The following is a 14,208-nucleotide window of genomic DNA, read 5'->3' as shown; positions in this document are numbered from 1 at the left end:
TCCGCTACATGAAGGCTGCGCGCTTCCAGGCCCTCTCGCCTCCACCACCTGCGCGTGTGGCAGCCCGCCAATCAGCGCATGCCGGAGGGGTCAAAATTGGACGCCGATCCGGGGTCAAAATTGGACGCCGATTGACAATCGGGCACGAAGGGAGCCAGCCGGGCGGCGAGGATCGGCACGAGGGACAGCGGCGACAGTTCCCCCGTCCAGGGAACGAGTGGCGCCATCGTCTCGTCATGCTTGCCCACCATGCGCTTGGGGGTGGCGCCGGGCAGATCGTAGAAGGCCTCCTTGAGCTGGCTTTCGATGACGCCGCGCTTTTCCTCGATCACCAGCACCTCGCGCTTGCCCTGTACGAAGCGCAGCGCGTCGCGCCGTGCCAGCGGCCAGACCATGCCCACCTTGTAAAGGTCGATCCCGCGCGCGCGGCACATCGCTTCGGTCACCCCGAGCAGGCGCAGCGCTTCCATCGTGTCGCCGTGCGCCTTACTGGTCGTGACGATGCCGAACGGCGCGTCCGAAAGGCCATAAAGGGTACGGTCGATCGGGTTGGCCTCGGCGAAGGCCTGCACGGCGCGCAGCTTGTGCGCGATCCGCGTCTCGATCTCGGTCGACGGAAGGTCCGCCAGGCGAACGTGAAGCCCTCCGGCCGGTGCATCGAAGGCAGGCGTGGTGAACAGACGATCCGGCTCCGGCTCCACCGATGCGCCCGACTGGACGGTTTCCCATATCGCCTTGAACCCGGACCAGACGCCGGCGAAGCGGCTGAGCGCGTAGCCCCATTGACCGAAGGCCGGGTACTCGGCGACCGAAGCCGGGTTCAGCGTGGGCATGAACCAGGACATGAACGCCACGTCCGACTGGTGCGGCATCGACGAGGACACGCATCCATGGTCGTCGCCCGCGACCACCAGCACACCACCCTTCGGATGCGAGCCATAGGCGTTGCCGTGTCGAAGCGCGTCGCCGGACCGGTCGACGCCCGGGCCCTTGCCGCACCACAGGCCGAACACGCCCTCGACGCTGCTGCGCGGGTCCAGCGCCGCCTGCTGTGCGCCCAGCAGGGCGGTGGCTCCGAGGTCCTCGTTGATGGCGGGAAGGAAGCAGATGTTCGCATCGTCCAGCCTAGCCTGCGCTTCTGCGACCAGAGCTCCTTGTCCAGACCGCCCAGGGGCGATCCGCGATAGCCCGAGATGAAACCGGCCGTGTTCAGGCCGGCGACGCGGTCACGGCTGCCTGATCGAGGACGATCCGTACCAGCGCCTGGGTGCCTGTCAGGAACACCACGCATAGCGGTCATCAAGGGCGTATTGCGGAAGGTGCTGGCGACCGTTTGTCATCGGGTTCTCCGGCGATCAGGTCACGAGCGAGCGGGCGAGCAGGACCGCATTGCGCGGGTTCTCGCCGATTCGACGCACCGCATGCGGCCACCAGTCGCGGCCGAAGGGCACATAGAGCCGGACCCGCTCTCCTCTCGCCGCAAGGTCGCGGGCGACGTCCTCGCGGACGCCCAGCAACATCTCGAACTCGTAGGTTCCCTGCTCCCAACCGTTCCGGCGCACGGCGGCGATGGCGTGCTCGTGCAGGGCCGTGTCGTGGGTGGCCACCACGGGATAGAAGCCGCGTTCGCGGGCTTCGGGCGACAGCATGAGATCAATCAGATGCCGGGAGTTGCTCTTGATCTCGCGTTGCGTCTGGAACGCAAGGTCCGGTCCCGCGGCGAAGGCCCCCTTGACCAGCCGGATCCGGCTGCCGCGCTCGACCTGGCGAACCATGTCGTCCCATGTCCTTCGCCGGTAGGCTTGCAGTGTCAGCGCCACGGGCAGGCCGGCCCCCTGAAGCGTGTCGTGAAGGGCGATCGTCACCTGCGTGACGCTCGTATCCCCGAGCGCCTCCTCGGTGGTTGCGTAGTCCCGCATCCGGCATCCGCCGACGCTCGGATACGTGCCCGTCGGATCGACCCGATGCAGAGCCACGATGGCTCTGGCGCTCGTCTTGGCATCGTGGAGAAAACATACCACGGCGTGGGCGTCGAAATCGGGATGCCCGGATGGTGCGATCAAGAGCCGTTCCGTCCTCCGGCCGCGAACTCGCGCAGGTCCTGATTGAACCGGTCGGGGAACTCCCAGAACATCATGTGGCTTGGGGAGGCCGACAGCCTGCCTGCGGGGGCATTCTCGGAAAGCCACGCCGATGCCGCGTCCTTGTGGCCTTCACTGACGACGTTCCAGTAGGGGCGTGCCCTGGAGATGGCCCTTGCCTCCTCGCGCCAGTCGGCGAGCGCGCCGTCGGCGAACAGTGCCCAGGCGACCTGAGGCTCTGTCGACTGGCTCGATGCGAGAATGCCGTCCATCTCTTCTGGCGTTGTCTCGCGCGAGATCATCGTCGGCGCATAGCCGGACATGAACTCGGCATGACCTGCAAGCAGCATCCCCAGATAGGCCGACAGTTCCGCAGCGCTGCCTTCGCCCCAACCGATCTCGGCATCGCGCATCGGTTTGGGCGACTCGTCGAGGATGGCGAGGCCGCCGACGCGATCATGGCCGGGCGCGCACAGATAGGCGTAGGCGGTGGTCGAGCCATAGGACCATGCCACGACGATCACGTCACGCAGGTCGAGAGCCTCGATCAATGCGGCGAGATCGTCGCCGTGCTGGGCATAGGTGTAGCCCATCGACGTGGCGGGGGATCGCCCGGTCCCGCGGGGATCGTCGGTGATGACGCGATGGGTGTCCGACAGGCCGGCTTGCTGGGCTCCGAACACGTCGTGCCCGAAGGTTCAGCCCGGCACGAACAGGAGCGGACGCCCCTCGCCGACGTCGCGGACGCACAGCGTCGTGTTTCCGGCAACAGGAATGCTGCGGGTCTTCATTTTCGACTTCCTCCCCTTCTGCAAGCTCTCTCCCTCCAGGCAGTTTGACATGACCGGTGCGGCAGATCATGCCTTTTGCACCCCGGATAGACGCCAGATCGGTAAACTGTCCCTAAAAACACTCTGATCGAGGTAGAATCTTGCTATGTCCATCATCGAAGAACCGGACCGCCGCATCCTTGTTGAACTGTAGAAGGATGGTCGTTTGAGCAATGCGGAGCTCTCTCAGCGGGTCGGCATGTCTTGTTCGCCGTGCTGGCGCCGGGTCAAACGGCTGGAGGAAGACGAGATCATTCTCGGCTATCGGGCATCGCTGAGCCCCTCGGCCCTGGGCCTGATCGCCTTCGTGTCGGTCAAGATCGGTGCCCATTCGGACGACGAGGCGGAGGCGTTCGGCCGGGCCTTGCAGGATGTGCCGGAAATCGTCGCCTGCTACTCGATCACCGGGGCGGCCGACTTTCTTCTGCAGATCGTGACGGCGGATCTGGAGAGCTATGCGATGCTGTCGGCGAAGGTTCTGCGACGGCTGCCCGGGATCAAGGAGATGAACAGCAGCCTAATGCTCAACGAGGTCAAAGCGTTCAAGGGGTTCCCGATCCAGGCCGGCGGGGTGTCCCGATCGCAGCGATGATCATCGTGGGTCGGCCGACCTGACGGCGCTTGGGCCGGCATCACCTGACGCCTCGGCAATCGCCACGAGCGCCCCGATGCCGGCGGCGAGGGCACGATCATTGAAGTCGAACGCTGGATTGTGCAGCGCGGCGCTGTCGCCATTGCCGATGCGCAGGAAAGCGCCAGGCCGCTCCTGAAGGAAGAATGCGAAATCCTCCGCTCCGCTCGACGGCGGCAGTGCGAGGTTGACCGTGATACCCCGTTCTTCAAGCGCGCGCGTCGCCTTTTGGACCTGTGCCGCAGCGTTTACGGTTGGCGGCTGCACCCGGCTATAGCGGACATCGATGTGGACGCCGAAGGATATCTCGAAGCCGCGCGCAATGTCCCGCATGCGTTCCTCGACGACATCCTGCACAACCTTCTTGTATGTTCTCACCGAGCCGCTCAGCCTGGCAGTTTCCGGAATGGCGTTGTTGACCGTGCCAGCGCCGAGTTCGCAAACCGACACGACGGCCATCTCGAGCGGGTCGACCGACCGGGAGACCAGGGTTTGCAGTGCTGTGATCAGATGGGCGCCGGTCACGATAGGGTCACGCGATTGCTGCGGCTTTGATGCATGGGCGCCGCGCCCCTCAATCTCGATGTCGAAACTGTCGAACGCGGACATGACGGGGCCCGGCCGCAGCGAGATTTCGCCAACCGGGCGTCCGGGCAGGGTGTGCAGCGCATAGATCTCATCGACCGGAAAGCGCTCCAGCACGCCCGCCCGGATCATTTCACGCGCTCCACAGTGACCTGATTCCTCGGCCGGCTGGAAGATCACGACGATCTCGCCGGCAAAGTCGCGTGTTTCGCACAGATAGCGCGTCGCGCCCAACAGCATCGCCATATGCCCGTCATGGCCGCAGGCGTGCATCTGGCCAATCATGGTAGAGCGGTAGGGCGCGTTCCCGTTCTCGGCGATCGGCAGAGCGTCCATGTCGGCCCGCAATCCGATGCGAGGGCCATCACCTTGGAACCTTCCCCTGATTCGGGCGGCGACCCCCGTCCCCGCTATACCAGTCTCGATCTCGTCCACGCCGAAGGAACGGACCAGTTCGGCGATCCTTGCGGCGGTCCGCACCTCCTTGAAGCCGACTTCGGGATGAGCATGAAAGTCCCGTCGCCACGAAATGGCCATCTCGGCGATATCGGCGAGCGTTGGATCGAAACCGGTCATTGTCGGGGCCCTCGCCCGGAATTGCTCGCTTCGGCTGGCATGACCGTCGGGGCCGGGGCCGGGGCAGGCATCGCCCTCAGGCGTGCCGTTGCGCCCGAAAGTTCGCCAAGCGCCCTTCCTTCGGAAAGCGCGATCATGGTCGCGTCCGCGCGGTCTTGTCGTTCAAGAGCTTGGGCCACCGTCTGGGCCGATTCGGCGGCGGGCACCACGGCGACGCCGGACATATCGGCGATGATCAGGTCGCCCGGATGGACGACGGCACCGCCGCAACAAATGTCCACATTCAGATACCCGCCGAAGGCAAGTGCGGTCGTCGTGGTCGCCGCGGTGCCGCGGCACCAGACGCCGAGCCCTTCGGCGCGGATCTCGTCCAGGTCGGTTGCCGGGCCGTCAATGACGACACCGGCGCAGCCGCGCTGTTTGAGCGCCCGCGCCACGCCGCCGCCGACGCAGGCGTGGCGCCGGTCGCCGAGCCGGTCGATCACGACGACGTCCCCGGCGCGAACGAACCCGCACGCATGGTGAAGCACCGCCGAGTCGGGGCCGGGCAGGGCCAGCGTCACGGCAGTCCCCGCCGTCCGCATCGGCGAGATCGCGGCTATGGCGCCGTCTGGAAAGCCGATGAAGCTCATATGTCCAAGTGTCGCCGTCTCAACGTTGACCGCGCGCTCGATCAGAGCCGATGGAAGGGGAGGCGGCATAGCGCGCAGATTGAACCTCATGAGCTGTCCTCGCCGAGCACGAGGTCGGGCAGCCATGTGGTAAGTTCCGGCACGAACGTGATCAGGATCCAGGCCGCGAACAAGGGAACGAGGAACGGAATGCAGGCAAACATGACCTTCTCGAAGGGTACCTTGCCCACCTCGACCATGATGTAGAGCCCGATGCCCATGGGCGGCGTGACGATGCCGATCAGCAAGCCGAGCTGCAGTATGATCCCGAAATGGACGCGATCGATACCGTATGCATCGATGATCGGAAGCAGCATCGGCACGAGCAAGAGCTTGGCCGGGATGCCCTCGACGACCATGCCGATCAGCAGGATGAACACGAGCAGCAGGCCCAGAAACACATTGGGATTGTCGGTCAGCGAGAAAAGCGTTTCGCCAATTGCCTGGGGCACCTGCTGCACCGCGAGCAGCCAGCCCATGGCAATCGAGAATCCGATGATGATCATGATCACGGAGGTCATCATCATGGTGTCGGTCAGAACGCGCCAGATCACCTTCGGCGTCAGCGTCCGGTACAAAAACCCGACGAAAAGGCCGTACATGCACGCCAGAACGCCGGCCTCGGTTGCCGTTGTCAGGCCGAAAAGGATGCCGCCGAGGATGATGGCGGGCGCCACGAGCGCCAGCAGGCCGTCCCGTCCCGTCCGCACGACGGCCGCCGGCGTGGCGCGCTTCTCGACCGGAAAGTCTCCGCGCACCGCCAGCACGCGATTGAAGACCATCAGCGAAAGGCCGACCAGAATGCCGGGGACAAGTCCGGCCAGGAACATTCGCTCGACGCTTTGCTGGGCGAGAAAGGCGTAGACAAGCAAACCGACCGAGGGCGGAATGAGTGGTCCGACGCACGCCGAGCATGCCGTCACGGCGGCCGCAAATTCAGGCTTGTAGCCGCGTTCGCGCATGGCCTTGATCTCGATCGCGCCGAGCCCTGCGGCATCGGCCACGGCGGCCCCTGATACGCCGGCGAAGATCATCGACGAAAGCACGTTGACCTGTGCGAGCCCGGCGCGGAAATGGCCGACCAGCGCCGAGGCAAATGCGAAGATCCTGTCAGTCATGCCGGCGGCATTCATCAGGTTGCCGGCCATGATGAAGAATGGCACCGCGAGCAGAGAAGACTTGTTGACGCCGTCGAGCACCTGCTGGGGCACGATGTAGAGATCACTCGCGAAGCCGGCCCATGCGAAAGCCGCGATCACGGACGCTCCGATCGCCATCGAGATCGGCACGCGCAGGATCACCAGAATGATGAAGCCCGCAAAGACAACGGCGCCACTCACCGGTCCGCTCCCGTGGCTTCGCTGGGAAGGCGATGGGGGTCCTCGAGACCGAGCGCGGACTTGAGCATGTCGACGACCGCGGTCGCGGCGATCAGCATGCAACTCGTCATCAACGGCACCGACAGCGTGTAGCGTTCAAGCTCGGTGCCCCAGGGCGTGACCACCCCGTCGATTACGCCGCGCTGAAGCGCAATGACCTTGGGCATTTCGATAAGCATGACGACCATCACGAACAGCACGGTCAGTCGGGCGAAGTACCAGCTCGCGATCAAGGCACGGCGGCCAAGCCGTCGAACTATAAAGTCCACCTCGATGTCCGACCCTCTGTGGTAGACGGCGAAGAAGCCGAAAAACGTCATCCAGACGAAGAGCTGCATCGACCATGGCCAGAGCCAGTAGATGGACATCCCGAAAGGTCGCAGGACGATGATCAGCGCCGTCGTGCAAAGCATCCCGGCCAGGCAGATATTGGCCAGGCCGCGGTGCACGGTTGCGAGCGTGGCAAGCGCCGTGCCGAGCGTTGCAATGCTCTTGTGCAACATGTTGCTGGAGTTCACCGTGGTCGTCCTGGTCGTCGATCAAGGCTCCCGGGTCGCTTCGACCGCTCGGAGGAAGCCTTCCGGCAGTTCGCCCCTTTCGGCCATTTCGGCATAGAATTCGGCCATGCTGTCGATGAACGGCTGGCGATCGAGCACGGTGAACGTGGCACCGGCCGCTTTCATGCGTGCGATCGATTCGTCGGTGATCTGGTTGAGCAGTTCATAGCTGTATGCGCCCGCCTCGGCCTGCGCGCGCAGCAACGCCTGCTGGAGGTCCGGCTCCAAGCCCTCGAAGGCTTGGCGATTCGTCATCAGTCCGATCGCCTGCTCATACTCGCTGTGCTTTGCGATATGCGGCGCCACCTCGTAGAAGCGCATGCTTTCGACCAGGCTGATGGGGCTGTTGACGGCCTCGACGATGCCCGTGTCGATCGCCTGGTAGACCTCGGTGAAGGCCAGCGTCCGGATGTCGGCGCCCATGTGCGTCCACATGGCAAGCGCCAGCTTGTTGGGCGACAGTCGCAGCTTGAGGCCCTGCAAATCTTCAAAGCTCTGCACGTCGACCTTCGACACCATGACCCGGTACGGCCCACGCAGGATCGCCGTCGGGTCACCCAGGACCATGACACCCGATTCCTCGGCGGCCTGCCGGTACCAGCCTTGCGCCAGATCGGTCTTGTTGAACCGCTCCCAATGGGCGCGGTCGTCGAACAGGAAGGGCGCGCTTTCCCAGGCGATATCCGGCACGAACTTGATCAGCAGCGTCGTCCCCTCGGCGTAGATGTGCACCGTGCCCTGCTTGAGCTGCTCGAGAACCGCGTCACTGGCGCCAAGCTGTTCGCTCGGGAAGATCCGGATCTCCATCTCGCCGTTCGAAAACTCTTCGACCTTTTCGGCGAAACGCTGGTAGATGCGACCCTCCGGACTGTCGGCGGGAACCTTTGTCGCCATGCGCCAGGTCTCGGCGGCGGCGCTGCCCGCAAATGCGGTTGCGGCGATCAACAGCGTGGCCGCGCCGGCGGCGAGCGGTGATTTTCTGGACGGGGACATTGGTTGCGGCCTCCCTTTCTGGACGCCGCAAGCGTGACTGCCCGGCAGGCGGAATGTCAACTATTATTGCCAGTCGGACGCTTCAAAGTTTCTTGGCCGCCGATCAGAGAAATCTATTGCGATCTAGAAGCTCGGCGGCGTGCCGGCGGCGATAACGAGACAGACCTCGTCGCCCGGATTGCGAAAGCGATGCGGGATGCGGCTCTCGAAGAAATAGGCTTCGCCCGCGGTCAACGTCCGGACGCGGTCGCCGACTGTGACCTCAAGACAACCCTGAACGATGACGCCGGCCTCCTCCCCGGCATGGCTGAGCAGCGGGAGGCCCGAATCGGCGCCGGGTTCGTACCGGTCGATCATCATCTGCAGGGCGTGCTTGCGCAGGTTGCGGCCGATCTGCTTGACTGTGATCGGCCCCGAGATGAGGGTTGTCAGGTCGGCTTGGGCGAAGAAGACCTTGTCGTCTTCGGTCGAATGACCGTCCAGGAACTCGATCAGGTTCAGATTGAACGCCGCGGCGATCCTTTGCATCATCGCATAGGTGGGGCTCACATCGCCGCGCTCGATCTTGGCGACGGCGGTATGGCTCGCACCGATCCTGCGGGCCAGTTCACGCTGCGTCAGGCCGGCGCGCTCGCGCATCTGTCTCATCTGCGTTCCGAAGTCCGCTTTCGCATCGTCCGCAACGGGCACATTCGCTTGCCCGCCTTCTTGCAACCGATTTGCCACGTTGACCACGTTCCCCGTCTCAGTTATCCGCAAAATGGAAACTATTATTGCCAATCCCGCCAGCGGAGCGTCCGATGTCCGAAATGCCGAGCCTACCCGATGTGGATGTGCAGCCGCCAGCCTATGCTGGGCCGCCCCGCGAGGCGGTCCATGCCGATCGCCGCAGCCATCTGTCGCCGCACATCGGGCACATGTACCGCGAACCGCTGATGCTTGTCTCGGGGCATGGCCAGTATGTCTACGACGAGACAGGCCGGCGTTATCTCGACGCCTTCGGCGGTGTGCTGACGACCAGCATCGGACACGCCAATCCGCGCCTTCTGTCCGCGGTGGCCGAGCAGGCCGGGCGGATCATGCACAACTCGATGCACTACCTCAATCCGACCGTCAGCGCCTATGCGCGCGAACTCGCGGCCCGCTTTCCCGATCCGCTCGACACCGTGATCCTGTTCAACTCCGGCTCGGAAGCCAATGACATGGCGATCATGGCGGCAAGGCTGTTCACCGGCAATTACGACGTGATCGGCCTGCGCAATGCGTTTCACGGAACCCTGTCGGGGATCGTGCCGCTGATCGCGCACCAGAGCTGGCGCTATCCGTTGCCGGCCGATCCGGGCATTTCGCGCGCGGGATGGATCTATGCCTATCGGGGGCCGTGGGCCCATGACGAGCCCGGCGCGGGCGAGCATTGTGCCGAGCAGATCGCCACGCACATTGCCGAGGCGACGCCGGGCCGGATCGCGGCGTTCTTTGCCGAAACGATCCAGGGTGTCGGCGGCGTGGTCGAGCCGCCTCCGGGATTCCTGTCCGCCGCGGCGACGCATGTCCGCCAGGCCGGCGGGCTCTACATCGCCGACGAGGTGCAGACCGGTTTCGGTCGCACGGGCGACGCCTACTGGGGTTTCGAGGCGCACGGGGTCACGCCGGACATCGTCACCATGGCCAAGGGCATCGGCAACGGCTTTCCGATCGGCGCTCTCGTCACGCGCCGGGAGATCGCCGAGGTGCTGGGCCAGAAGATGACCTACAACACCTATGGCGGCAGCCCGCTGGCGTGCGCGGCGGGGCTGGCGGTACTGGAAGAGATCGATGCGGCGTCAATGGTGGACAATGCCCGCGCCTGCGGTGCGCGGCTGCTGGAACGGCTGGACAATCTTGCCGGGAAGCAGGCGCTGATCGGCGACATTCGCGGGCGCGGACTGATGATCGGCGTCGAACTGGTTCGCGATCGCGCCACCAAGGAACCCGCGCGCGCGGAGACGGACCTGGCGCTCGAAGCACTGCGGCAGATGGGATGTCTCGTCGGGCGGGCCGGGTTTGCCGGCAACGTGCTGCGCATCACGCCGCCCATGTGCGCGACGCTCGAGGATATGGACTTCATCGCCGACTGCCTCGAAATCGCGCTCGCCACCGCGTCGGAGGGCGTTTGAAATGCCCGTTCATGACAATGATGGCGTATCGATCCACTACGAGGTGCTCGGGGACGGACCGCCACTGCTCATGCTCGCCGGGCTTGCGGGTATCGGTCGCAGTTGGGGGCCCCAGGTGGATCTGTTCGCCCGGTCCCATAGCGTGATCCTGCCCGATCATCGCGGCACCGGCCGGTCCGATCACGTGCGCGAGGGCATGACGATCGCGCAGCACGCGCGCGATATGGCAGGGCTTGTGCGCTCGCTCGACATCGGCCCGGTCGCTGTCCTCGGCTCGTCGACTGGCGGCGCGATCGCCCAGGAGATGGCCATCGACCACGGCGATACGGTCTCGGCGATCGTGCTGGCCAATTCGCTGGCCCGCTCGGACGCCTATTACGACCGACAGTTCGAGGTTCGCCGCACGATGCTGCGCGACAGCGGCCTGCGGGCGACCACCGAGGCAAACAGCCTTTTCCTGTTCTCGCCGGCCTTCACGCGAGATCATCCGGAGGCGGTGGAGGCGTGGATCGAGGCTGCCTCGCGCGGACCGCTCGATATGGACATCGCGCTGGCGCGGATCGACATGATCGTTGCCCATGACACGCTCGACAGGCTCGACCGAATCGCATGCCCCACGCTGGTGATCGCCGGTGCCGACGACCATTGCACGCCGCCGCACATGTCTCGACAACTGGCGGACAGCATCGCGGACGCCTGGCTCGAAGTGCTGCCGTCGGGCCATCTGGGGTTTCTGGAGATGCCCGAAGCGTTTCACCGCGTGGCCAATGACTTTCTCGGCGCACTGGAGTGACGGCATCGCGCACCGCCGGGGACCAATTCCTGGTCGGGGCGATCTCAGATCAGGCGCGCATGGCAGGGATGTGCCGCGCACCAGGCATCGGCGCAGGCACGTGCGATCGTCAGAATGGCGGCGCACTGTTTGGCGCGATGCCGATTGGTGAAGATGCAGTGGACGGCGATCTGCTTGCGAGGCTCGGTCGTCGCCAGTTCGAGCAGGCGTCCGGCGGCGATGTCGTCTTCGGCGGCGGCGAGCGGAACCGCCGCGACGCCATAGCCGAGCCGGGCCAGATCGAGGCTGGTCGACAAAGACAACGAGTTGTGGCGCGCGTTCGGTCCGGAGGAGACGTCGCCGCTGGATTCGCGGGCGAAATCGAACATGAGCGAGGTCTTCGGCCCATAGATCAGGGGAAGCTGGCCCAGTTCATCCGAAGTGAGCGGCTTGCCCGCCGCCGCGCAGATGTCGGAACGACCCACCCAACCGATGTCGTAGACGACGGCGAAGTCGGAACCTTTCGGCACGAGTTGCGCATCGGAGGCCACGAACGCCAGGTCGAGCAGGCCGGCCCGAACCCGTTCGCGCATCTCGGAATCGCTGAACGCGTAGTGGAAATCGACGATGAGTTCGGGGAACTGCTCGGCAACCGCCTCGCGCAGCAGTGGCCCCCAGGTCAGCGCTATGATGCCGACGACACCGATCGCAAAACGGCGCCTTTGCGTCGCTCGCATGCTGGCGTTCATCTGGTCGCGCAGCTTCACGAAGGCTTCGGCATAGCCGTAAAGCTCGGTGCCCCGGCCGGTCAGCGCGAATTGCGGTGCGGACCGGTCGATCAGGTGGAAGCCAAGCGAGTCCTCCAGCGTCGTGATCCGGGCGGTGACGGCCGGCTGGGTGATATTGAGCTGGTCGGCGACGCGCTTGTAGCTGCGCAGTTGGACGAGCCAGTAGAACGCCTCGATCTGCCGGAACTTCACCGCGATACTCCGTCGAGAGCATTCGGACGCATTCGTTCAGACCGAGGGCGGCACGGCACTGCAGACGATGACGCAGGGCGTGTCGCCGACATTTCGGAAACGGTGCGGAACGGTGCTGGGAAACAGATATGCATCGCCGGCCTCGAGCACTTCGGTCTTGTCGCCGACCGTGACTTCGAGCCGGCCGGAGATGATGACACCGCCTTCCTCGCCCGCATGGCTGAGCATCTCCGGGCCGCTGTCCGCGCCCGGATCATACTCGACATGGATGAGCTGAAGGCTGCGCAGGATGCCGCGATGGCCGACCTGCCGCATGCGCACGGTGCCGTTCAGAAGGATCGTCAGTTCCTCCCTCCGGAAGAAGACCTTGCCGCTGTCTTCGCTCTGGCCGTCGAAGAACTCGGCAAGCGAAACCGGAAACGCCTTGACGATGTTGTGCAGCACCGCGATCGACGGTGCCATCTTGTTGCGCTCGATCTGCGAGATCGTGACGTTGCTGATGCCGCTGCGCTGCGCGAGTTCGGTCTGAGACAGTCCATGCTGCGTCCGCAGCAGCCGCAGGCGCTCGCCGATGTTGAATTCGTCCTCGCTCTGGCGCGCGGCCGCCAATATGTTCCGTGCCTCAGCCATCGATCCGCTCGTGCCGTCCCACCCGTTTCGACCGTGCCTCGCCGCGGTCGGCAGCACTGATGCGCCCAGTCGCCGCAAAAATGCAAGCACGAGCGCGAAATTAGTGGACTCACTAAAATCAATTAGTGTATACGCTAAAGGCAAGGAGGGCGCCCCTTGGGCTCACACGATAGCACATTTCCGGCACCTTCGAATGCGATCGATGCATTGGCTCGCAAGGCCGCCGATTGGCGCCGGACGATACACGCAAATCCCGAGACGGGTTTCGAGGAGTTCGAGACGACTCGCTTCATCGTCGACAGGCTCGAGCGTCTTGGTTGCGACCAGGTCGTCGTGCCGCCCTGTGGAACCGGCGCGATTGCCCTGATCGAGGGTCGAGGCGGCGGACCGATGATCGGCCTGCGCGCCGATATCGACGCCCTGCACATGGACGAGTTGTCCGACGTGCCGTACCGGTCCCGCGCCACCGGCAGGATGCATGCCTGCGGGCATGACGGGCACACCGCGATCCTGCTCGGGGTTGCCGGCCACCTTTGCGAGAACCGCGATTTTCCCAACCGCATCGTGCTGGTCTTTCAGCCGGCCGAGGAGAACGGCCTTTGTGGCGCAAGGCGTCTGATCGAAGACGGGCTGCTCGACGACTGGCCGATCGAGCGCATGTTCGCGCTCCACAACTGGCCCGGGCTGCCGATCGGTGAAATCGGCATCAGCGATGGCGCGGCCATGTCCGCCTTCGATACGTTCGAGATCATCGTGCGGGGCCGTGGCGGCCATGGCGGCCAGCCGCACAAGGTTGTCGATCCGATCATCGTCGGCAACCAGATCGTTACCGGGCTGCAGACGATCGTCTCACGCACCGTCGACCCGCTCGACATGGCGGTCGTCTCCGTCTGCGAGTTCCATGCCGGATCGACCAACAATGTGATACCGCACAGCGCGCGCCTGTCCGGATCGGTGCGCGCTTACCGCGACGACGTGCGCCGTCTCGTCGAGACCCGGATGACGGACATCGTCGACGCGGCGGCGCATGCGCACGGCGCAAGGTGCGATCTTCGCTACGAACTGGCGATGCCGCCTGTGCATAATGACGCAAGGGAAGCGCGTCGTCTGGCCAGCCTCCTGCGGCCGGCCTTCCCGACGCTCAGGACCGCTTTTCCGCCCGGCACGGCCGGCGAGGATTTCGGCTTCTTCAGTCGGCGCGTGCCCTCGGTCTTCTTCTTTCTGGGCAATGGCGACAGCCATCCGCTCCACCATCCCGAATACGACTTCTCGGACGATGCCATTGCGTTCGGGATCGAGGCGTTCGTGCGCATCGCGCGGACCGATTTTGACAATGGCGATCAGCCACACCTGAACGGGAGGTAAAC

The 14,208-nt window shown here is 64.7% G+C and carries 14 protein-coding genes and 1 pseudogene; 4 read left to right on the top strand and 11 right to left on the bottom strand.

Translation table 11 applies throughout. The features are described from left to right. Positions 1-149 precede the first annotated feature (149 nt). From RBB34_RS07375 to RBB34_RS07365, 3 genes and pseudogenes are all read right to left on the bottom strand, one after another. A pseudogene (locus RBB34_RS07375) lies at positions 150-1,284 on the bottom strand (pyruvate ferredoxin oxidoreductase); the annotation flags it as partial. Positions 1,285-1,355: 71 nt separating this feature from the next. Next, positions 1,356-2,063: a proline dehydrogenase family protein gene (locus tag RBB34_RS07370; RefSeq protein ID WP_306118547.1), complete on the bottom strand. Its 708-nt coding sequence runs from the start codon at positions 2,061-2,063 to the stop codon at positions 1,356-1,358. Next, on the bottom strand, positions 2,060-2,764 hold the full coding sequence (locus RBB34_RS07365; RefSeq protein ID WP_306118546.1) for an alpha/beta hydrolase: 705 nt from the start codon (positions 2,762-2,764) through the stop codon (positions 2,060-2,062). Before RBB34_RS07365 ends, RBB34_RS07370 begins: the two co-directional genes overlap by 4 nt. A gap of 313 nt (positions 2,765-3,077) precedes the next feature. On the opposite strand from RBB34_RS07365, the gene RBB34_RS07360 reads away from it, so the two are divergent. Further along, entirely contained in the window at positions 3,078-3,503 is a 426-nt protein-coding gene (locus RBB34_RS07360; protein WP_306118545.1) for an Lrp/AsnC family transcriptional regulator, read from the top strand. Here the strand turns inward: RBB34_RS07360 and RBB34_RS07355 are convergent, their stop codons facing one another. From RBB34_RS07355 to RBB34_RS07330, 6 genes are all read right to left on the bottom strand, one after another. Beyond that, positions 3,504-4,703 carry an amidohydrolase gene (locus RBB34_RS07355; protein ID WP_306118544.1) on the bottom strand — a complete coding sequence of 400 codons (1,200 nt, stop codon included), beginning with the start codon at positions 4,701-4,703 and terminating at the stop codon, positions 3,504-3,506. It lies immediately after the preceding gene. Further along, a complete protein-coding gene (locus RBB34_RS07350) occupies positions 4,700-5,425 on the bottom strand; it encodes an RraA family protein (protein ID WP_306118543.1) in 726 nt (241 codons plus the stop codon). Before RBB34_RS07350 ends, RBB34_RS07355 begins: the two co-directional genes overlap by 4 nt. Continuing rightward, the gene (locus RBB34_RS07345) at positions 5,422-6,714 is read right to left on the bottom strand and encodes a TRAP transporter large permease (protein WP_306118542.1); all 1,293 of its coding nucleotides are present in this window, start codon (positions 6,712-6,714) and stop codon (positions 5,422-5,424) included. Before RBB34_RS07345 ends, RBB34_RS07350 begins: the two co-directional genes overlap by 4 nt. Further along, complete coding sequence (locus tag RBB34_RS07340; RefSeq protein WP_306118541.1) at positions 6,711-7,271, bottom strand: TRAP transporter small permease; 561 nt, start codon at positions 7,269-7,271, stop codon at positions 6,711-6,713. The genes RBB34_RS07345 and RBB34_RS07340 overlap by 4 nt, the downstream gene beginning before the upstream one ends. 21 nt (positions 7,272-7,292) lie before the next feature. Further along, positions 7,293-8,303: a TRAP transporter substrate-binding protein gene (locus RBB34_RS07335; RefSeq protein ID WP_306118540.1), complete on the bottom strand. Its 1,011-nt coding sequence runs from the start codon at positions 8,301-8,303 to the stop codon at positions 7,293-7,295. 123 nt (positions 8,304-8,426) lie between these two features. Beyond that, entirely contained in the window at positions 8,427-8,993 is a 567-nt protein-coding gene (locus RBB34_RS07330; RefSeq protein WP_306118539.1) for a cupin domain-containing protein, read from the bottom strand. 110 nt (positions 8,994-9,103) lie between these two features. Here RBB34_RS07330 and RBB34_RS07325 point away from each other — a divergent pair, with 110 nt between their 5' ends. Both RBB34_RS07325 and RBB34_RS07320 read left to right on the top strand, forming a co-directional pair. Further along, the gene (locus RBB34_RS07325; RefSeq protein WP_306118538.1) at positions 9,104-10,459 is read left to right on the top strand and encodes an aspartate aminotransferase family protein; all 1,356 of its coding nucleotides are present in this window, start codon (positions 9,104-9,106) and stop codon (positions 10,457-10,459) included. A gap of 1 nt (position 10,460) precedes the next feature. Continuing rightward, positions 10,461-11,252, top strand: a complete 792-nt coding sequence (locus RBB34_RS07320) for an alpha/beta fold hydrolase (RefSeq protein ID WP_306118537.1) — start codon at positions 10,461-10,463, stop codon at positions 11,250-11,252. 44 nt (positions 11,253-11,296) lie between these two features. Here the strand turns inward: RBB34_RS07320 and RBB34_RS07315 are convergent, their stop codons facing one another. Next, positions 11,297-12,211 carry a LysR family transcriptional regulator gene (locus RBB34_RS07315; protein WP_306118536.1) on the bottom strand — a complete coding sequence of 305 codons (915 nt, stop codon included), beginning with the start codon at positions 12,209-12,211 and terminating at the stop codon, positions 11,297-11,299. 36 nt (positions 12,212-12,247) lie between these two features. Next, complete coding sequence (locus RBB34_RS07310; RefSeq protein WP_306118535.1) at positions 12,248-12,841, bottom strand: cupin domain-containing protein; 594 nt, start codon at positions 12,839-12,841, stop codon at positions 12,248-12,250. 207 nt (positions 12,842-13,048) lie between these two features. Here RBB34_RS07310 and RBB34_RS07305 point away from each other — a divergent pair, with 207 nt between their 5' ends. After that, positions 13,049-14,206, top strand: a complete 1,158-nt coding sequence (locus RBB34_RS07305; RefSeq protein WP_306118534.1) for an amidohydrolase — start codon at positions 13,049-13,051, stop codon at positions 14,204-14,206. The last annotated feature ends 2 nt before the right edge of the window (positions 14,207-14,208 follow it).

Origin of the sequence: Roseitalea sp. MMSF_3546 (assembly GCF_030732865.1) — a bacterium.
Classification (GTDB): Bacteria; Pseudomonadota; Alphaproteobacteria; order Rhizobiales; family Rhizobiaceae; genus Roseitalea.
Note: the sequence above shows the minus strand (reverse complement) of the source record. Positions and strands in the feature narration are given on the sequence as shown.